This is a genomic window from Pannonibacter sp. I15F10I1, from assembly GCF_900185665.1.
GTDB classification, from domain to species: Bacteria; Pseudomonadota; Alphaproteobacteria; order Rhizobiales; family Stappiaceae; genus Pannonibacter; species Pannonibacter indicus.
Map to the genome: position 1 here is coordinate 210,084 of NZ_FYAN01000011.1, position 20,469 is coordinate 230,552.

Annotated in this window: 13 protein-coding genes; 7 read left to right on the top strand and 6 right to left on the bottom strand. The window is 64.5% G+C overall.

Features of this window, described 5'->3' with window-relative positions; all coding sequences use genetic code 11:
- Positions 1 to 122: 122 nt before the first annotated feature.
- A complete protein-coding gene (locus IF10I1_RS09480) occupies positions 123 to 545 on the bottom strand; it encodes a DUF4440 domain-containing protein (protein ID WP_050470907.1) in 423 nt (140 codons plus the stop codon).
- Positions 546 to 592: 47 nt separating this feature from the next.
- The gene (locus IF10I1_RS09485; protein ID WP_186392577.1) at positions 593 to 1,633 is read right to left on the bottom strand and encodes a ligase-associated DNA damage response exonuclease; all 1,041 of its coding nucleotides are present in this window, start codon (positions 1,631 to 1,633) and stop codon (positions 593 to 595) included.
- 160 nt (positions 1,634 to 1,793) lie between these two features.
- On the opposite strand from IF10I1_RS09485, the gene IF10I1_RS09490 reads away from it, so the two are divergent.
- Positions 1,794 to 4,325 (top strand): ligase-associated DNA damage response DEXH box helicase, encoded by a 2,532-nt coding sequence (locus tag IF10I1_RS09490; protein WP_371328538.1) that lies wholly within the window; start codon positions 1,794 to 1,796, stop codon positions 4,323 to 4,325.
- Positions 4,322 to 5,053, top strand: a complete 732-nt coding sequence (pdeM, locus tag IF10I1_RS09495; RefSeq protein ID WP_050470905.1) for a ligase-associated DNA damage response endonuclease PdeM — start codon at positions 4,322 to 4,324, stop codon at positions 5,051 to 5,053. Before IF10I1_RS09490 ends, pdeM begins: the two co-directional genes overlap by 4 nt.
- A gap of 19 nt (positions 5,054 to 5,072) precedes the next feature.
- On the opposite strand, the gene IF10I1_RS09500 is transcribed toward pdeM, so the two are convergent.
- The 3 genes from IF10I1_RS09500 to IF10I1_RS09510 all read right to left on the bottom strand — a co-directional run bounded on the left by IF10I1_RS09500 (position 5,073) and on the right by IF10I1_RS09510 (position 11,238).
- On the bottom strand, positions 5,073 to 5,858 hold the full coding sequence (locus IF10I1_RS09500; RefSeq protein ID WP_186415081.1) for a TIGR02186 family protein: 786 nt from the start codon (positions 5,856 to 5,858) through the stop codon (positions 5,073 to 5,075).
- A complete protein-coding gene (locus tag IF10I1_RS09505) occupies positions 5,858 to 6,787 on the bottom strand; it encodes a sulfite exporter TauE/SafE family protein (protein WP_058897728.1) in 930 nt (309 codons plus the stop codon). The genes IF10I1_RS09500 and IF10I1_RS09505 overlap by 1 nt, the downstream gene beginning before the upstream one ends.
- Positions 6,788 to 6,906: 119 nt before the next feature.
- The gene (locus IF10I1_RS09510) at positions 6,907 to 11,238 is read right to left on the bottom strand and encodes a peptidoglycan-binding protein (RefSeq protein ID WP_186415082.1); all 4,332 of its coding nucleotides are present in this window, start codon (positions 11,236 to 11,238) and stop codon (positions 6,907 to 6,909) included.
- A 370-nt stretch (positions 11,239 to 11,608) separates the two neighbouring features.
- Between IF10I1_RS09510 and IF10I1_RS09515 the strand changes: the two genes are divergently transcribed.
- From IF10I1_RS09515 to IF10I1_RS09535, 5 genes are all read left to right on the top strand, one after another.
- Complete coding sequence (locus IF10I1_RS09515) at positions 11,609 to 12,073, top strand: MerR family DNA-binding transcriptional regulator (RefSeq protein ID WP_050470901.1); 465 nt, start codon at positions 11,609 to 11,611, stop codon at positions 12,071 to 12,073.
- Positions 12,074 to 12,313: 240 nt separating this feature from the next.
- The gene (locus IF10I1_RS09520) at positions 12,314 to 14,104 is read left to right on the top strand and encodes an acyl-CoA dehydrogenase C-terminal domain-containing protein (RefSeq protein WP_186392581.1); all 1,791 of its coding nucleotides are present in this window, start codon (positions 12,314 to 12,316) and stop codon (positions 14,102 to 14,104) included.
- Positions 14,105 to 14,187: 83 nt separating this feature from the next.
- Positions 14,188 to 14,826 (top strand): glutathione S-transferase family protein, encoded by a 639-nt coding sequence (locus tag IF10I1_RS09525; protein WP_186392582.1) that lies wholly within the window; start codon positions 14,188 to 14,190, stop codon positions 14,824 to 14,826.
- 24 nt (positions 14,827 to 14,850) lie between these two features.
- Positions 14,851 to 16,059 (top strand): acetyl-CoA C-acetyltransferase, encoded by a 1,209-nt coding sequence (locus IF10I1_RS09530; protein ID WP_094462236.1) that lies wholly within the window; start codon positions 14,851 to 14,853, stop codon positions 16,057 to 16,059.
- 23 nt (positions 16,060 to 16,082) lie between these two features.
- On the top strand, positions 16,083 to 18,302 hold the full coding sequence (locus IF10I1_RS09535) for a 3-hydroxyacyl-CoA dehydrogenase NAD-binding domain-containing protein (RefSeq protein ID WP_186415083.1): 2,220 nt from the start codon (positions 16,083 to 16,085) through the stop codon (positions 18,300 to 18,302).
- Positions 18,303 to 18,681: 379 nt separating this feature from the next.
- On the opposite strand, the gene IF10I1_RS09540 is transcribed toward IF10I1_RS09535, so the two are convergent.
- Positions 18,682 to 20,340 (bottom strand): lysine--tRNA ligase, encoded by a 1,659-nt coding sequence (locus tag IF10I1_RS09540; protein ID WP_186392584.1) that lies wholly within the window; start codon positions 20,338 to 20,340, stop codon positions 18,682 to 18,684.
- Between the last annotated feature and the right edge of the window lie 129 nt (positions 20,341 to 20,469).

The following is a 20,469-nucleotide window of genomic DNA, read 5'->3' on the forward strand; positions in this document are numbered from 1 at the left end:
CAGGTCTGGCGCAGCGCTCCTGCACAAACCCGCCTCTCTGCGAACGAGTAGACCCCGGCTCGCGCTACGCTTGGCCGGGGTGACTCAGAGCAAGGTGGGGAAGACGTAAAATCAGCTGCCGCTTATTGCTCGTTGACGATCATCGCAATGCGCCAGACCTCGCCATCGGAGACGAGGTGATAGTGGCAGGTGAACTCGAAGACGCTCTCGCCATCAGCGCTTTCCTGGCGCCAGTCGAGCGTAACCAGCGCCGTCGGGCCTGAGATGTGGGCAGAGACCACGTCAAATTCGGAATAGGAGATATTCTCCTTGTCGAGCGCATCCAGCAGGGCGTCGATGTTCTCCGCCAGCTCTTCCTCGTCATCAAAGACATAGCCCTTTTCCATCTGCCAGATGGTGGCAGGCAAGGAAAAGCAATCGATGAGCGCCTCTGCATCGGCATCGTTGAAACCGGCGAGATAATCCTCGAAAAGTTCCGCAATGGCTGCTTCCAGCTCCTGCTCGGCAGGTTCTGCGGTGTCTTCGATCTCGTTCTTGTCCGCCATGGCCGTCTTCCTGAAAGGGCGCGGCAGGTCTGCAGCGCGCCTCAAGCTTAAGTGTCAGTGTCAGCCGGGGCAGAATCGGTTTCGGTTTCATCTTCCCCGTAGCCGATCATATGGAGAGGCCGGGCCTTGCGTCCAACGGTTTCACACCAGTGCACCAGTGCCTCTTCGGCACCATGTGTGACCCATGTTTCGGCAGCCCCGGTTTCCAGCACCGTGCGGGTGAGATCGGGCCAGTCCACGTGGTCGGAAATGACCAGCGGCAGTTCGGCCCCGCGCTGGCGGGCTCTGGCACGCACGCGCATCCAGCCGGAGGCCACCGCCGTCACCGGATCGCCGAAGCGCCGCGCCCAGCGCCCGGCGAGCTCGCCGGGCGGGCACAGCACGATTTCCCCGGCAAGCTCCTTGCCAAGCCGCCCCACCGGCTCAACCGGCCCCAGCGCAATGCCCCGGCTCTGGTAATAGGCCGTGATCTTTTCCAGCGCGCCGTGGAGATAGATGGTCCGGTCATATCCGGCGCGGCGCAACTCCGCGATGACGCGCTGTGCCTTGCCCAGTGCGTAGGCCCCAACAAGATGCGTTCGCTCCGAAAACAGCGCCAGCGAGGCCAGCAGCTTGGCCATTTCCGCGCCTGCATCGGGATGGCGGAAGACCGGCAGGCCGAAGGTTGCCTCCGTCACGAAGACATCGCAGGGCACCAGCTCGAACGGCGCGCAGGTTGGGTCGGCCTGCCGCTTGTAGTCGCCGGAGATGACCGCACGCGCAGCGCCCGCCTCCAGCACCACCTGCGCCGATCCAAGCACGTGCCCGGCAGGCTTCAGTGTCAAAGTCACGCCGCCCAGATCAAGCCTATGACCATAGGCCAATGTCTGCCGCTGGCCGCAAAAGCCCTCGCCATAGCGCAGGGCCATGATATCGAGCGTTTCCTGTGTCGCCAGAACTGCCCCATGTCCGGCCCGCGCATGGTCGGCATGGGCATGGGTGATGATGGCCCGCGCCACCGGGCGCACCGGATCGACATGAGCGTTCGCCTCAGGGCAGAAGAGCCCGTCCGGCGTCAGATGCAGAAGACTGGATGCGGCAATGGACATGGGGCAGAAGCATAGGGCCTTCGCGGCCATTTGCCAGAGGCGGTCAACATGCGGAGTATTCCTGTCTCGAAAGAGCTTGGAGCGGCAACCGGCTGACCTATAATCAGAAGCCATGGCCCCAGGCCTTTCCTCTCTCACAGCCTCAGGCCCGGCGCAGCCCTTGCACATGACCGCCTCCTCTCAGGATCAGCTTCTGCCCGAACAGTTCCGGGCCTGGTTTGCCGCGCGCGGCTGGAGCCCGCGTGAGCATCAGCTGGCCTTGCTGGATGTGCTGGGCCGCGGACAATCCGCGCTGCTCATTGCCCCGACCGGCGCGGGCAAGACGCTGGCCGGCTTCCTGCCGAGCCTCGTCGAGCTGACGGAACGGGGACGGCCGAATCCGGGCACGGTTCAGGCGATGCGGCAGGGCGTGCATACGCTCTACATTTCCCCGCTCAAGGCGCTCGCCGTCGATATTGCCCGCAATCTGGAAACGCCGGTGGCGGAGATGGACCTGCCGGTGCGGATCGAGACGCGCACCGGCGACACCCCCACCCACAAGCGCCAGCGGCAGAAGCAGGCACCGCCCGATATCCTGCTGACAACGCCGGAACAGATCGCCCTGCTGCTGTCCGACCCTGCAGCATCCGGCATGTTCAAGGGCCTGAAGACCATCGTTCTGGATGAGCTCCATGCGCTGGTCACCTCCAAGCGCGGCGATCTGCTGGCGCTTGGGCTTGCCCGCCTGAGGCGGATTGCGCCGGATGTGCGGCTCGTGGGCCTGTCGGCAACGGTGGCAGAGCCGGATGACCTGCGCGCCTATCTGGTGGCCCAGACAGAACCGGAGGGCCGCTGCCTCAGCGAACTGGTCACCGTTACCGGCGGAGCTGCGCCGGATATCACTATTCTCGAGACGGGTGAGCGCGTGCCCTGGGCCGGACATTCGGCCCGCTATGCGCTGGATGACATTTACCGGCTTCTCAAGGCGCACCGGGTGACGCTGCTGTTCGTCAACACCCGCTCGCAGGCCGAAAGCCTGTTTCAGGACCTCTGGAAGATCAACGAGGACACCCTGCCCATCGCCCTGCACCATGGCTCGCTGGATGTGGGCCAGCGGCGCAAGGTGGAAGCGGCCATGGCCTCGGGTCAGCTCCGCGCCGTGGTCGCCACCTCGTCCCTCGACATGGGCATCGACTGGGGCGATATCGATCTCGTCATCAACGTGGGCGCGCCGAAGGGGGCAAGCCGCCTTGCCCAGCGCATCGGCCGCGCCAATCACCGCATGGACGAGCCCTCGCGTGCGGTTCTCGTCCCCGCCAACCGTTTCGAGGTGCTGGAATGCCGGGCCGCGCTCGAAGCGTCCACCAGTGGGGGGCAGGATACCCCGCCCCTGCGGCGCGGCGCGCTGGATGTGCTGGCCCAGCACATTCTCGGCATGGGCTGCGCCGGGCCTTTTGATGCCGATGAGCTCTACGCCGAAATCCGCGAGACGCAGACCTACCGCCATCTTGACCGGGAAACCTTCGCCCGCGTGCTCGATTTCGTGGCCACCGGCGGCTATGCGCTGAAAAGCTACGACCGTTACGCCAAGCTGAAACAGGGCCCGGGCGGGCAGTGGCGCATCACCCATCCGCGCATTGCCCAGCAGTACCGGCTGAATGTGGGCACCATTGTCGAAGCCCCCATGCTGAAGGTGCGGCTGGTGCGCGGCAAGGAACAGGGGCGCCGCACACCGCTGGGGCGCGGCGGCAGGGTGTTGGGCGAGATCGAGGAATGGTTTCTGGAGCAGCTTGCCCCCGGCGATACCTTCCTCTTTGCAGGCGAGATCCTGCGGTTTGAAAGCATCATCGAAAGCGAGGCCTATGTCTCGCGGGCGAAGGCCGAAAAGCCGATGGTGCCCTCCTATCAGGGCGGCAAGTTTCCGCTCTCCACCTATCTGGCCGATGGCGTGCGGCGGCTTTTGTCCGAGCCGGACCACTGGCCGGCCTTGCCGGATCAGGTGCGCGACTGGCTGGAACTGCAGCGGGCCAAGTCCCTCCTGCCCAGCCGAAGCGGCCTGCTGGTGGAAACCTTCCCGCGTGCCGGCAAGCACTACCTCGTCTGCTATCCCTTCGAGGGGCGCCTTGCCCACCAGACACTCGGCATGCTGCTGACCCGGCGGCTGGAGCGGCTGGGCGCCAAGCCGCTGGGCTTTGTCGCCAATGACTATGCGCTGGCGATCTGGGGGCTGGGGGATCCGGATCTTCTCATCCGCACCGGCCGCCTGTCTCTCGATGCCCTGTTCGAGGAGGATCTTCTGGGCGATGACCTGGATGCCTGGCTGGCGGAGTCCAGCCTTTTGAAGCGCACCTTCCGCTACTGCGCCGTCATTTCCGGGTTGATCGAGCGGCGCCATCCGGGGCAGGAGAAATCCGGCCGTCAGGTCACGGTTTCATCCGATCTCATCTATGATGTGCTGCGCCAGCACGAGCCGGACCACATCCTTCTGCGTGCAACATGGAACGATGCAGCAGAAGGACTTCTGGATATCTCCCGGCTTGGTGAACTTCTTTTAAGGATCAAGGGTCGAATCACGCATACTCATCTCGCAAGAGTTTCGCCCCTTGCGGTTCCTGTTCTGCTGGAAATCGGAAGAGAACCCATTTATGGCGAGGCTCAGGAAAGCATCCTTGCAGAAGCAGCGGATGATTTGATCGGGGAGGCCATGGCATGACGGCGCTCAGACAGCCGGGACCAATGCGGCGCACCACGCCCGTGTGTCACGATATTGCCGTTGCCGGAACCCAGCTCGGTCTGCATGACAGCGGCGTCGCTTGGTGGGCCGAAGAAGCCACCCTCATCGTCGCCGACCTGCATCTGGAAAAAGCCTCCTCTCTCGCCCGCCGCGGCGTTCTGCTGCCGCCCTATGATACGGCGGCCACGCTGGAACGCCTGGCACTGGTGATCGAGGCGTTCGACCCGTCCCGCATCATTGCCCTGGGGGACAGTTTCCATGATGCGGAAGGCTCGGACCGGCTGCCCGCACCTTACCGCGCCTTCCTTGCCACGCTGCAGCTCAACCGCGAATGGATCTGGGTCACCGGCAATCATGATCCTGTGGCGCCTGTGCGGCTCTGCGGGGAATGCGTTGACGATCTCACCCTGGGCGGCCTCACCTTCCGGCACGAGCCCTCAGAAGGCAACGGCGCTGCAAAGGGTGAAGTCTGCGGCCATCTGCATCCGGCGGCCAAGGTGCGCCGCTATGGCCGCTCCATCCGCCGCCCCTGCTTTGCCACCGATGGCACACGGCTGGTCCTGCCGGCCTTCGGCGCGCTGACGGGCGGTCTGAATGTGATGGATCCGGCCTTTGCGGCCGTTTTCCCGCCCCGCCGTTTCTCGGCTTTCCTTCTGGGGGCGGACAGGCTCTACCCCTTCACAGCCGCCAAGCTGATCGCAGACTGATCCCGCCAGCGGCTTACGCTCAATCCCTGCGGAAGACGACACCGGCAAGCCAGCCGGTGAAGACCGCCAGCGCAATCGCCGCAAGCCCGTAAAGCGCAGGCTGCTCATGCGCCATGTCGAAGGTCATCTGCTCGAAGCCGGTCTTGGCGACCGTCAGCCCCTTCTGATCCTGCGCCAGCATTTCTCCGCCCCTCAGAAGAAACGTGTCCACCGTATAGACACCGACCGGCGTCGTCGCAGGCAGTGAAATGGTCGTGCGGAACATGGTCGGAGTCAGAAACTCCACCTTGCCCGGCTGGTCCACGTAGGTGCCGTGCTCCTTGCGCAGCCGTAGAAAAGCGTGGCGGAAATGGGCTCTCTCGGCCAGCGGCATCTCGGAATCGGCCCTCAAGGGCAGATTGACGTAGCTTGCCCCGATGCTGTTCTCCTCCAGCATCTGCCGCGGGCCCAGTTCGCTCGCCGGATCGGTCGAGGACATGACATAGAACGACGGCACGCCGTAAAACGTCTCGGCTTCCCGGTTGACCCACAGCACACCGAGAAAACGGCCCTTGCGGCGCGTCGTGACGTTTTCGGGCGGACCTTTCAGCACCACCGCGAGGTCATAACCGGCATCGGGCGCAGAGACGCCCGGCGGCAATTCCACCTGACCGAAGACGACAATCTTTGCACCGGTGAAGTTCGAGGCGATGCTGACCGTGTCAGCGGACAGGGCCGTCACCAGCCCTTCAGCCCGCACTGCAGACGGCAGCAAGACCCCTGCCAGCAGAAACACAGCCACAAGATGACGGGACAGCGAATGCATCACAGGCCCTCCCCCTTGCGCACGGCGACCGAGTAGAACTCGTCCGGCATGACGACAAGATCCACCGCGAACCGCACGCCAACCGCCAGCACCAGCAGCGCCAGGAGAAGGCGCAACTGGTCACCGCGTAGCTTCTGGCCCATGCGGGCACCGAACTGCGCCCCGATGACGCCGCCAATCATCAGCGTCAAGGCCAGCACGATGTCGATCGTCTGGGTGCTGATGGACAGGAACAGTGTGGCAAAAGCCATCGTGAAGAGAATTTGCATCAGCGAGGTGCCGATGACGATGCTGGTCGGCATGCGCAGCAGATAGATCATGGCGGGAACCATGAGGAAGCCGCCGCCGATGCCCAGAACCGTGCCGATGAAGCCGATGCCGGCACCAAGCACGATGATCGGAATGACGCTGAGATAAAGCTTCGACTTGCGGAAGCGCACCTTCAGCGGCAGGCCATGGATCCAGTTGTGCTGGCCGGGCTTGCGGGCCGCGCGGGCCGTGCCTGCCCGGCGCTGGCGGATCGCCCGCAGGGATTCCACCAGCATCAGGCCGCCAACGGTGCTGAGGAACGTCACGTAGGACAGGGCAATGACCACATCGAGCTGGCCGATGGCCTGCAGCTTGCCGAAAAGCCAGGCGCCGACAGCCGAACCGGCGATACCCGCCGTAAGCAGAATGCCGGCCATCTTCATGTCGATGGCCCCGCGCCGCCAGTAAGTCAGCACGCCGGAGGCCGACGAGGCCACGGTCTGCGTGGTGACGGTGGCCACGGCCACGGCGGGGGGGATGCCGGAGAAGATGAGAAGCGGCGTCAGCAGAAAGCCGCCGCCAATGCCGAAGAGCCCGGACAGAAAGCCCACGGCGCCACCCATGCCGAAGATCATGAACATGTTCACCGAAATCTCGGCGATGGGCAGATACAGTTGCACGGGCTCAATACCGGCTTGCGGCAGCCGCGCGGGGCGCGGCGCCTGAACGGAAAGACACGTGTTAAAAGGGCTGCTTTTGCAGCCCTGTCAACCTTGGAATTTCAGCAATCTGCTCACATTCAGATTGAACGTCCGAGCAGAGCCCTGATCAGACCAGCATCCACGTTTCCGGTTACCGGAAGGTTGGCGCTGCGCTGAAAAGCTTCAATCGCAGAACGGGTCTTCGGGCCCATGGAGCCATCAGCCACGCCAGGATCGAAACCGAGCTTCTGCAGCAGAGCCTGAACCTGGATGACTTCGTTCACTTCCCCGCCCGCAGCTGCATTGACCGGCATGGCCAGCGCCGCCTCATCCCAGGCCGGATCCAGCAGAACCGTGTTGGCTGCCGGGTTAAGGTCCTTGAGCCTGAACGTCTCCACCGCAAGGCGGGCAGCGGCAAGGCCGCTGGCGTCGAGCATGTTGGCCACATCGTCACGCTTGCGGGCAGCTTCCGCGTCACCGCCGCGCGCGGCAATGGCGAACCACTTGTAGCTTTCGACCAGATCCTTCTCGACGCCAATGCCCCGGGCATAGAGGATGCCCAGATTGTAGAGGCTGTCGGCAACACCGTGTTCAGCGGCCGACTTGAACCACTTGGCAGCCGCTGCCATGTCCGGCTGGGCTTCGGCGCCTTCGGCATAGATGACGGCGAGATTGTGCATGGCCTTGGCGTTACCGGCCTCCGCAGCCTTCAGATAGAGGTCGCGCGCCTTGGTGATGTCGCGCGGCACACCACGGCCCTTTTCATAAAGGCTGGCAAGGCGGTACTGCGCGGGAGCGAGCCCCTTGGCCGCTGCGCTCTCATACCAGCGGGCGGCTTCCGCCAGATCCGGCGTGACACCCTTGCCTTCGGTGTAATGAACCCCGATCTGGAACTCCGCTGCGGCGTTGCCGGCGGCAGCGGCGCTGCGCAGGGCCATCGGACCCGCCGTTTCCGGCGGCAGGGCACCGGCGTCGGCACCGGACTGCGGATCGGCGGCGGCGAGGCTGGCGGACGGCTGCTGCGGCCCGGTGACAAAAGGTGTATCGCCGAACTTGCCGCTGATCGCTGGCGGAGCAAAGGCGAGGTCAGGTGCCATTTCCGGGGCCTGAACAGAAGGCTGTGCGGAAACTGCCGGCGGCACCTGGGCGGCAGGAACCTGTTCCAGCGGCATGGCCCCACCGGATGGCGGGGTCACATTGCGGGCGGGCGCTTCGGCCATCTGCGTCTGCCCGGCCGCTGAACCGGGCTGCGCCGTGGCCGCGTCGAGAGCCTCGGCAATGTCCTGCTCGGTCAGCTCCAGAACGGGCTGCGTGCCGGTGCCATCGGAAGCTTCCGCCAGTTGCTTGCCCTCGTCCTGAGCCTCGGGTGCCGATGCCGTATCACCGCCTCCGGTCGACAGACGGAAGACCTGCAGCGTGCCGATTGCCAGAACGACCGCAGCCGCCGCCAGCAGGATCGCGCGCTTGCGGCCGGTGCCGAACAGGCTGCTGCTGCTGCCAGCTGCGGCCTCGTCGCGGATATCCGCAGCAAGGTCCGCCAGATCAAGATCACCTGCAGTCTGGCCCTCATCTGCGGGGGCCTTCTGCGGCTTGCCGACCACAGGCTCGATCTTGGCGCGGGTGCCCCCCTCCGCAGCCGCTTTCTCCGGCTTGCGGGCATCGTCCTTCGCGGCAGTCCTTGCCACAGTCTTTGCCGTATCCCGGCGCAGGGCGCGGCGGAACCAGCTGGCGCGGCTATCGCTGGCGGCGTTCTCGCCTTCGTCCTGCTCAAGCTTGGCCTGCTGCTGAACTTCGGCGGATGCTGCATGGGCTGCGCGGCGGGCGGCTGCAATGAAATCGGCCTTGCGGTCGCGGGTGCGGTCGCGCGGACGCTCTTGTTCGCCTGCGGCTGCGGCACTCTGCGGCAGGCCGGGCAGCGGAGCACGGCGGGCGCTGCTGCTCTCACCGGCCGGGCGGGAGGCAGCGCCACGGTCCAGCGTGCTGCGTTCCAGCGAGTCGAGCCGGTCGGTGATGCCGGTCAGAATGGACTGGACGCCATCAAATGTGTTGCGCGTGCGCGTCTCGGAGCCCTGCGCAGCATCCATGAGACGGCGCAGATCGTCGCGCAGCGCGCCGATGGCACCGTCATATTCGTCCGTGGCCGGAGCCTTTTCGATCACGGCACGGCGGGCGGCCTTTTCGGCCACCTCAATCACTTCCTCGCGGGTGGCGCGCAGATTGCTCTCGATGCGCGACAGCACCTTCTCAATTCCGGCAACGCTGGACAGGCGCCCTTCCGTTGCCTGCAGCTGATCTGCCAGCGCGCTAATCTTGCCGGTGATCTGGTCAAGGCGCCGGTCATCGAAGCTGTCGCCGCCCCGGGAGACGGCGTCCGCCAGTTCGCTGATGCGTGCTTCAAGCGCAGCAACGGAAGGCGCGGGCTGCTCGACCGAACGGCGGATCCCGGCGATCTCGCTGCGCAGCGCGGCCATGTCCTCGGCCGTGACGCTATCACGCGGCGCGGACAGACGGCCGGACAAGTCCGAAATCTGCCGCTCAAGCTGGGCCAGCATCTGCGCTTCAAAGGCACTGCCTTCGCCGAAGGACGGTAGGTTCACCGGCTGACTGGAGCGTTCCTCAATGCGGGCAATCTGGCTGTGGATGCCGTCGAGACGGTTTTCCAGCTCGGCAAAGGCGCGGTCATAGACGGGCTGCGCCGTGCCGCCCTGCTCGATGCCGGAGAGCCGGTCCATGATTTCGTCGAGACGGTTGTCCACCTGGCCGAAGCGGGCATCGTCACGCCCTGCGCGTCCGTTCTCGCGCGACAGCATGCCGAAGATCTCCTCCAGCCGCCCGTTGAGGCGGTCAAGGGCTTCGGCATCCGGCATGCGGTCTTCCATCGCGGACAGCCGCTCATCAAGGCCGCGCTGCTCGCGCGCCAGGATTTCCAGCTCGTCCAGGCGGCTGGCGACAAAGCGGATGCGGTCGTCCACCGATCCGATGAGACCGGTAAAATCAACCTGCTCCACCAGCTTGCGCATGTCGCGCAGTTCCTGCCGCAGCGGCTCGATGTCGGGGCGCGTATGGGAACGCAGCAGGCTTTCCACCCGGTCGGAGATATCGCCCACCCGGCCTTCCAGCACCATCAGATGCTCGGCGCGCGGCAGCGAAGCAAGGCCGTCCTCGATCTCGACCAGACGGGCACTGAGATTGCGCACGACACGCGGATCAACGGCAGAACGGGTCAGCTCGTCCAGCCGCTGCACCACATGGGCATAGCCCATTTCCAGCGACTTCAGCGTGCCATCCACATTGGTCTGGCCGATCAGCGTCTTCAGGCTGGAAATCTCGCCGCGCAGTTCCTTCGCCAGACGGTCGTTGCCACCTCCGGCACGCAGGCCCTCGACCATTTCCGCCAGACGCCGCATCTCACGCCGGTCGCTGTCATCGCGCCGGGCGGCAGGCATGTTGCCGATGGCTTCGCGCAGGGAGCCGATTTCCTGCCGCACCACATCCAGCGCCTCTTCCTGCGGATGGCGCAGGGCGTCGATGCGGCGGGCCAGATCCTGATAGAGATGGCGGGACTGCTCTTCCCCCTCGCGGGCGGCCTGCTCAGCCGCGGCGCGGCGCGGGGCGGGGCGGGAGCGGGTGTCCTGCGCCTCGAAATCTTCCTCGATCAGCCGCTCCAGCGGGCTGCCGCGGCGGCGTGGCTGTGCCGGGGCACGGCGCTGGGTGCGGGCGGCGAAATCGTCTTCGTCATCCAGTTCCGCGCCGGCTGCCAGTTCGTCGAAGTCATAACCGGGCACACCACGGCCCTTCTTCGGTGCCGGGGCACGCTGGGGCTGGGGGCGGCGGGCCTGAGGCCGGACAGAAGCATGGGCGGGCGCCTCGTCCTCGTAATCCTCATCCTCGAAATGAGAGCCGTAAGCCCCGCTGCCGAAGTCTGCTTCATCGTCCGCCGTTTCATGAGGCCGGACGGGCGAGGACAGGGTTTCCACACGGCGGTCCAGACGCTCCAGCGCCTCGAGAACGGCGTCGATCCGGCCGGACGCGGCAGGGCGGGCGGGAGCAGCCTCACGGCGCGCACGCGCGGAGCGCTCGCCATGCTCTGCGGTGTCATGGGCCGGGCGGCGGCGGCTTTCTTCGGGCTTGCGGCGGGCGCGCTGGCGGCTGTTCATCAGGCGGTCGAGCTCGCTCGCCACCTCTTCCAGTTCCTGCGCGGTTTCAGAGGCGTGGCTGGCCCGGCCAAAGTTGCCGGCAGCGGTGGATGTGCGCGTCAGACGCTCGACACGCTCCTGCGGACGCTCTGTGCGCGAGCCATAGCCCTCGTCAAAGCCGTCATCCTCTTCGTCATATCCCGGACCATCCCAGCCGTCATGGCTACGCCGGGCATATCCCGCGTCATGACGTACGCTGCCGCTTTCAGGCTTGCGGGTTTTCCAAGAGGACATTGACTGGACCTGGCCTTGCGGTCGTGCTGACCATTGAACACAAGAGATGCTGCAGAAGCCCGGAACGCGATACTGACTTGGCAACGAAGCAATTGATGAATCTTTGTCGTGTTAGGGTAAACACCGCGTTAACTGGCACTGCATGTTGCAACAGCAGGCCCCCGGAAACGCGCTCTGGCGGGGCTGTTTGTCAAAAAATTGCGTAAGGTCACTGGACCATTCCGTATGCGTAAGGTAAGGCAGAGACAAGCAGGCAGTCTCGGGCCCTCCCTCCTCAAGGGCCGTGACGCCGGGGGCATCCGCCCGCATGCACGTCAGATTTTCCGCAGTACAGCAGGTTCGGCCACATGCGGACGGACAGGACAAGGCAATGAGCGAAGCACTTTCCATTCAGGACGGCAACGAGATTGCCGATGTCGTTGCCGCAGCCGACGACAGCACCAAGAAGACCCAGTTCACCATCGGTGACCTTGCCAAGGAATTCGGCGTCACCCTGCGCACCCTGCGCTTCTATGAAGACCGGGGCCTGCTGAACCCCAAACGTGACGGCCTCAACCGCGTCTACACCCGCCGCGACCGCGCCCGCCTGAAGCTCGTCGTCATGGGCAAGCGCGTCGGCTTTTCCCTGTCCGAGATCCGCGACATGCTGGATCTTTATGACCTGCGCGACGGCCAGGTGACCCAGCTGCGCGTCGCCCTCTCCCGCTTCAACGAGCAGATTGCCGTGCTGGAAACCCAGCGCAAGGACATCGATCAGGCGATTGAAGAGCTGTCGCGCACCGTCGCCATCGTCTCCGGCATGCTGAAGCACAAGGAAAACGAAGGCGGGGAGTGATCCCGGTCCGGCCGCCATTTTCTCTTGGAGGCGGCAAAACAGCACGCCAGACCATCAAAACCGGGGCCTTCGCTCCGGTTTTTCGCGTTTGATGACACGGTTTTCATTCATTTCACGCAAAAACAGGCGTACCTTCCCCAAGGACATGGCTTGCCCGCCCGAAAATTGAGACGTATATATCGGGAGAGGTGACGTTTACGGAAACGTCACCTGCCAACGGTTACGTTCTGGGAGGAATTGATGCCGGCTTACCGTGCTCCCGTCGAGGACACCCTCTTCCTGCTCAATGATGTGTTCGGCTACGAACGCTACAGCAATCTGCCGGGCTTCGCTGATGCGACGCCGGATCTGGTGGAAGCCATCCTGCGCGAAGGCGCCAAGTTCTGCGAGGAAATCGTCCAGCCCCTGAACCAGACCGGTGACCGGGAAGGCTGCGTCCGCCATGAAGATGGGCGGGTGAGCGCGCCCAAGGGCTTCCAGGCTGCCTATGACGCCTATTGCGAAGGCGGCTGGGGCGGACTGTCCGTCAGCCCGGACTTCGGCGGCCAGGGTCTGCCGCATACGCTGGCGATGATCATGGCCGAGTACATGTCCTCCGCCAACATGGCCTTCGCCATGTATCCGGGTCTGACGGCAGGTGCCATCGCCGCCCTTACCCTGCATGGCACGGATGAGCAGAAGGCAGTCTATCTGCCGAAGATGGTGGCCGGCACCTGGACCGGCACCATGAACCTGACCGAGCCCCATTGCGGCACAGATCTGGGCCTCATCCGCACCAAGGCGGTGCCGCAGGGCGACGGCAGCTATGCCATCTCCGGCACCAAGATCTTCATTTCCGCCGGCGAGCACGACATGGCGGAAAACATCATCCATCTGGTGCTGGCCCGCATCGAAGGCGCACCGGACGGCGTGAAGGGCATCTCGCTCTTCGTGGTGCCGAAATTCGTTCCTGCCGCCGATGGCACGCCAGGCGAGCGCAACGGCGTTTCCTGCGGCTCCATCGAGCACAAGATGGGCATCCACGGCAACGCCACCTGCGTCATGAACTATGACGGCGCCCGCGGCTGGCTGGTTGGCGAGGAGCACAAGGGCCTGCGCGCCATGTTCACCATGATGAACGAGGCCCGCCTCGGCGTCGCGGTGCAGGGTCTGGCGCAGTCCGAAGTCGCCTATCAGAACGCCGTCATCTACGCCAAGGACCGCATCCAGGGCCGCGCCCTGACCGGGCCGAAGGCTGCGGACAAGGCGGCTGACCCGATCATCGTGCATCCGGACGTGCGCCGCGTGCTGATGTCGATCCGCTCCTTCAACGAGGCAGCCCGTGCGCTGGTGCTGTGGACGGCGCTGAAGGGCGACGTGTCGCACCGCTCCGAAGACGAAGCCGAGCGCGTCAAGGCCGATGACATGATGGGGCTCATGACCCCGGTTCTGAAGGGCGTGCTCACCGACACCGGCTTTGCCAATGCGGTGAATGCGCAGCAGATGTTCGGCGGCCACGGCTACATTGCCGAATGGGGTATGGAGCAGTTCGTCCGCGATGCCCGCATCGCCATGATCTACGAAGGTGCCAACGGCATTCAGGCGCTGGATCTCGTCGGCCGCAAGCTTCCGGCCAATGGCGGGCGCGCCGTCATGGCCTTCTTCGAAGAGGTCGGCGCCTTCCTGAAGGCCCACAAGGAAGACGAGGCGCTGGCGCCCTACACCAAGCCGCTGAAGCAGGGGCTCGATCATCTGCAGGCCGCGACCATGTGGTTCATGCAGAATGCCATGAGCAACCCGGACAACGCAGGCGCTGGCTCCACCGACTACATGCATCTCTTCGGGCTGGTTGCCCTTGGCTACATGTGGGCGCAGATGGCCAAGGCGGCGCAGGCCAAGATCGCCAGCGGCGAAGAGACGGAGCGTTTCGAGGCCAAACTGACCTTCGGACGCTACTTCATGGAACGGACCATGCCGGAAACGGGCGCGCATCTGGCCCGCATCACCAGCGGTTCCGCCACCATGATGAGCCTTGCGGCGGACGCATTCTAAGCCTTTGATACGCCATAGCCCCGGGCGCCATGCCCGGGGCAACCCCGCCAAAGAAGAGCCCGCCGCTGCGGGCTGGAGGTTTCATGGCCGAGTATGTCCTGCATTGTTTCGCCCAGTCCGGCAACGCCTACAAGGTTGCCCTCATGCTCCAGCTTGCCGGAGCTGAGTGGGAAGCCCGCTTCTGCGACTTCTTCAATGGCGCCACCCGCACGCCGGAGTTCCGCGCCGAAGTGAACGAAATGGGCGAGATTCCGGTGCTGGAGCACAAGGGCCTGAAGCTCAGCCAGTCCGGCGTCATCCTTGATTACCTCGCCGAGGAACTGGGCGAGTTCGGCGCCCACACGGAAGACGAGGCCCGCGAGATCCTGCGCTGGGTGCTGTTCGACAACCACAAGCTCACCAGCTACACCGCAACGCTCCGCTTCCTGCGCCAGTTCGCCAAGACCGGCGAAACCCCGGTGACGGCCTTCTTCGAGGCGCGGGCCAAGTCCGCCCTTGCCATTCTCGACAAGCATCTGGAGGGGCGCCGTTTCGTGGCGGCGGACCGGCCGACCACGGCGGATCTGTCCCTGTCCGGTTATCTCTTCTGGCCCGAAGAGATCGGCATCGACTTCACCCCCTATTCCAACATCGCCCGCTGGCTGGATGCGATCCGCGCCCTGCCCGGCTGGGTGCACCCTTATGAACTCATGCCGGGGCACCCGCTGCCCGCCAAGGCCTGACAAGAACCACATCAGGAGGAAACCATGCCCGAGGCCTATGTATTCGACCATGTGCGCACCCCGCGCGGGCGCGGCAAGAAGGACGGCAGCCTGCACGAGGTGACCGCCGTCCGCCTTGCCGCCACCGCACTGGAGGCACTGCGCGACCGCAACAAGCTGGATACCCGTCAGGTGGACGATCTGGTGCTGGGCTGCGTCGATCCCATCGGCGAGGCTGGCGGCGACATCGCCCGTGCGGCGGTGTTTGCTTCCGGATACGACAACTCGGTCCCGGGCATGCAGATCAACCGCTTCTGTGCCTCCGGCCTTGATGCGGTGAATATGGCTGCCGCGCAGGTCATGTCCGGCCAGCATCAACTGGTCGTGGCGGGCGGCGTGGAAAGCATGAGCCGCATCGGCATCGGCGCCTCCGGCGGTGCCTGGCCGGTCGATCCGCAGGTGGCCCTGCCCTCCTATTTCATGCCGCAGGGCGTCTCGGCCGACCTCATCGCCACCAAATACGGTTTCACCCGTGACGACTGCGACGCCTATGCGGTGGAGAGCCAGAAGCGGGCGGCGAACGCCTGGGACAAGGGCTATTTCAACAAGTCCGTGGTGCCGGTGAAGGATGTCAACGGCATCACCATCCTTGGCCGTGACGAGCACATGCGCCCCGGCACGGACATGCAGTCGCTGGCCTCGCTCAACGCCTCCTTCGAGATGATGGGCGCCATGGGCGGCTTCGATGCGGTGGCCATTGCCGCCCATCCGGAGCTGGAAAAGGTGCGCCACGTGCATCACGCGGGCAATTCCTCCGGCATCGTCGATGGCGCTGCCGCCGTGCTGATCGGTTCGCGCAAGGCCGGCAAGTCGGCTGGCCTCAAGCCCCGCGCCCGCATCCGCGCTTTTGCCAACATCGGCTCGGAGCCCGCGCTGATGCTGACCGGCCCGGTGGATGTGACGGAAAAGCTGCTCGCCAATTCCGGCATGAAGCTGAAGGACATCGACCTCTTCGAGATCAACGAGGCCTTCGCCTCCGTAGTGCTGCGCTACCGGCAGGCCTTCGACCTTGACCCGTCCGTGGTCAACGTCAATGGCGGAGCCATCGCGCTCGGCCACCCGCTGGGCGCCACCGGCGCCATGATCCTCGGCACGGTTCTCGATGAACTGGAACGCCGCGACCTGAACACTGCCCTTGTCACCCTCTGCATCGGCGCCGGCATGGGCACGGCGACGATCATCGAGCGCGTGTGACAAGAGACCGGAGGAGACAAGCCATGACCTACAAGAACTTCACTCTTGAAACCGGCGCAGACGGCATCGCCCTGATCACCTGGGACATGAAGGACAAGTCGATGAATGTCATCGACCTGTCCGTGATGGACGATCTGGAAGCGATCGTTGCCCATGTGGCCACGGCGGATGCCATCAAGGGCGCCATCATCACGTCCGGCAAAGCCGCCTTCTCGGGCGGTGCGGACCTGACCATGCTGGAAGGCCTGCTCAAGGGCTTCCATGCCGAGCGTGCGAAGGACCAGGAAGCGGCCGCCAAGGCGCTGTTCGAGGGCTCGCGCCGCCTGTCGCTGATCTACCGGAAGCTGGAGACCTGCGGCAAACCCTTCGTTGCTGCCATCAACGGCACCTGCATGGGTGGCGGCACCGAGCTGGCGCTCGCCTGTCATGCCCGGGTTGCCGCGGAGGATGACAGCTTCAAGATGGGCCTGCCGGAAGTGAAGGTCGGCCTCTTCCCCGGCGCTGGCGGCACCCAGCGCGTCATGCGCATGACGGATGCCCAGGCTGGCCTTCAGTTCCTGCTGCAGGGCCAGACCCTGCGTGCCGCCAAGGCCAAGCAGATGAAGCTGGTGGACGAGACGGCAGCACCGAAGAAGCTGATCGAGACCGCCCGCAAGATGCTGCAGGCAGGCGTCAAGCCGGTGAAGCCGTGGGACGAGAAGGGCTTCAAGCTGCCGGGCGGCCCGGTCTATTCCCCCGCCGGGTTCCAGTTCTGGCCCGCCGCCAACGCCATCTACCGGCGTGAGACCCACGACAACTACCCCGGCGCCCGCGCCCTGCTGAAGTCCGTCTTCGAAGGGCTGCAGCTGCCGATGGATCTTGCCCTGCAGGTGGAAAGCCGCTACTTCGCCAATGTGCTGCAGAGCCCCGAAGCGGCGAACATGATCCGCTCGCTCTTCGTCTCCATGCAGGAACTGAACAAGGGCGCCCGCCGTCCGCAGGACGTGAAGCCCAACAAGATCAAGAAGATCGGCGTGCTCGGCGCCGGCTTCATGGGCGCGGGCATTTCCTATGTCACGGCCAAGGCCGGGATCGACGTGGTGCTGATCGACCGCGATCAGGCCGCCGCCGACAAGGGCAAGGCCCATTCGGACGAGCTGATGAGCAAGGCCGTCTCGCGCGGGCATGCCACGGCGGAGGAAAAGGAAAAGCTCCTCGCCCGCATCACCCCGACGGACAACTATGACCTTCTCGCCGACTGCGATCTGGTGATCGAGGCCGTGTTCGAGGACCGTGAGGTCAAGCGCGTGGTGACGGAAAAGGCCGAGGCGGCGATGAAGGCCCGCGCCATCTACGCCTCCAACACCTCCACCCTGCCGATCACCTCGCTGGCCGAAGCCTCTTCCCGCCCGAAGAACTTCATCGGCATCCACTTCTTCTCGCCCGTCGACAAGATGATGCTGGTGGAAGTGATCCTCGGCAAGAAGACCTCGGACAAGGCGCTGGCCATGGCGCTGGACTACATCAAGGCCATCAAGAAGACGCCGATCGTCGTCAACGACAGCCGCGGCTTCTACACCTCGCGCGTGGTCATGACCTATGTCCGCGAAGGCCTGATGATGCTGGCCGATGGCGTTCCGGCAGCCATGATCGAGAATGCGGGCAAGATGGCTGGCATGCCGGTCGGCCCGCTGTCGCTGGGTGATGAAGTGGCGCTGGACCTTGCCTGGAAGATCGTCTCGGCCACCCGCAAGGACCTTGGCGTCAACTATGTGGAAGGCCCGCTCGACAACATCCTTGAGGAGATGGTGGTCAAGCGCGAGCGCTTCGGCCGCAAGAACGGCAAGGGCTTCTATGACTATGCAGGCAAGGAAAAGAGCCTGTGGCCCGGCATTCCGGAAGTCGTGGGCAAGCCCAAGGCAGCCGATCACTTCAACATCGAGGAGCTGAAGCAGCGGCTGCTGGTGATGCAGGCGCTGGAAACCGCCCGCATCTTCGAGGAAAAGTGCCTGACGGACGTGCGCGAGGCCGATGTCGGCTCGATCCTCGGCTTCGGCTTCGCCCCCTATACCGGCGGCACGCTGAGCTACATCGACATGATGGGCACCCATGCCTTCGTGGAGCTGTGCAAGAAGTTCACCAAGAAGTGGGGCCCGCGCTTCAAGCCCAACCGCCTGCTGCGCGAAATGGCCAAGACCAACGAGAGCTTCTACGGCAAGTTCCCGCCCAAGGCCGAAGCCGCCGTCACGGCGGATGCAGCCTGACAGGTTCTGCAAGTTAGCCTCGACGCCCGGCCATGTGCCGGGCGTTTTGCTTTCTACGCTGTTCACTTACGCGAAGCAGTGATGGAACGGGCATGTCGCGGGGCTGCCCGTCTGGAGAGACCACGGCATGGATGCCATGGTCGAGCCACGGCATGACGGAGCGAGTGGTTCAGGTTTCGAGACAGCTCTTCTGCGGATACGGCCCCACATGCTAGGCGAGATTTCCGCACAAACCTCCCCATTTTCGTCATGCCATGGCTCGACCATGGCATCCACGCCGTTACCCGTCATCACGAGAAGCGGTGTGCCCTGCCCAAAAAACAAAACCGCCGCAGACTTAGCAGACTGCGGCGGCTGAGAATGTCAGAACGGCAAGATATCAGGCAGCCAGTTCGCCGCTGAGGGCCTTGGCGATCAGGGCGCGGGTCTCGGCGATGCCGTAGAGTGCCACGAAGGAGCCGAAACGCGGGCCCTGTTCGAGGCCCAGCAGCACCTTGTAGAGCGCCTGGAACCAGGCCACCGACACGCCGGGGCCGCCGTCCGGGCTCTTCTTCGTCTGGTCCTGATAGCGCTCGATCTTGCGCGCCACATCCAGAACCGCGTCCTGAATGGTGTTGCCATCGGCACCGGCCGGCAGGGCGGCGAGCGATGCATCGAGCGCTTCGAGAGCGGCCCGCTCCACATCGTCCGGTGCACGGAACTGCTTGGACGGCTTCACGAAGTCATCGAAGTAGCGGATCGCATAGGTGACCAGTTCATCCAGCTTCGGATGGGTGTCCTTGGTCACGCCCGGCGCATAGCGGGTGATGAAGGCCCAGAGCACGTCCTTGTTCTCGGCGTTGGAGGCCGAGACGAGGTTCAGCAGCATGGCAAAAGGCACCGGCGAGCTGGTCGCGGGCACGTTGCCGGAATGGATGTGCCAGGCCGGGTTCATCAGCTTCTGTTCCGGCGTCATCTCCGCGAACTTGCCCGCAAAGGCGAGATATTCGTCCACGGCACGCGGGATCACGTCGAAATAGAGCTTCTTCGCGGTCTTGGGCTTCTGGAACATGTAGAGCGCAAGGCTCTCCGGCGAGGCATAGGTCAGCCACTCATCGATGGTCAGACCGTTGCCCTTGGACTTGGAGATCTTGGAGCCGTCATCAGCCAGGAACAGCTCATAGACGAAATGCTCCGGCGGGGTGCCGCCCAGCACTTCGCAGATGCGGTCATAGACCGGCATGTTCGGGCCATGGTCCTTGCCGAACATCTCGAAGTCAACGTTGAGCGCGGCCCAGCGGGCGCCGAAGTCCGGCTTCCACTGCAGCTTCACCTTGCCGCCGGTGACCGGCAGGGTCACGTCGGTGCCGTCCTCATCCTCAAACGTGATGGTGCCTTCGCGGGCATTCACGTCCTTCATCGGCACATAGAGCACGCGGCCGGAGATGGGCGAGATCGGCAGGAACGGGCTGTAGGTGGCGCGGCGCTCTTCGCCCAGCGTCGGCAGCATCACGTCCATCAGTTCCTGATACTTCTCGACGGCCTTCAGCAGGATGCCATCCAGCTTGCCGGACTTGTAATACTCGGTCGCGCTGGCGAATTCGTACTCGAAACCAAAGGTGTCGAGGAAGCGGCGCAGCATGGCGTTGTTGTGGTCGCCAAAGCTCTTGTAGTCCCCGCCGAAGGGGTTCGGCACCACCGTCAGCGGCATCTGCAGATAGGGCTTCAGCGCTTCCTGATCCGGCACGTTTTCCGGGATCTTGCGCATGCCGTCCATATCGTCGGAAAAGCACAGCAGCCGGGTCGGGATCTTGTGTTCGGTGAGGATGCGGAAGGCCGTGCGCACCATGGTCGTGCGCGCCACCTCGCCGAAGGTCCCGATGTGGGGCAGGCCCGAGGGGCCGTAGCCCGTTTCGAACAGGACCGGGATCGAGGGATCACGTTTCTCGATGCGCTTCACCAGTTTGCGGGCTTCCTCGAACGGCCAGGCCTTGGAGGTCCGGGCCGCCTCGACAAAAGCGGGCGACAGGTCAAGCGAAGGGAGGGAACGTTCACTCATAATCTCAGATGGTCCGTGATGTTTTCGGGAATCCGGTTCCGTTGCCCGCGAGATCCTGCGGGCGGCCGGAGCGCGGACACTAGAAAAGCCGCGGGCTTGCGTCAATCAAACTCTGCCCGCAGGAAGGCC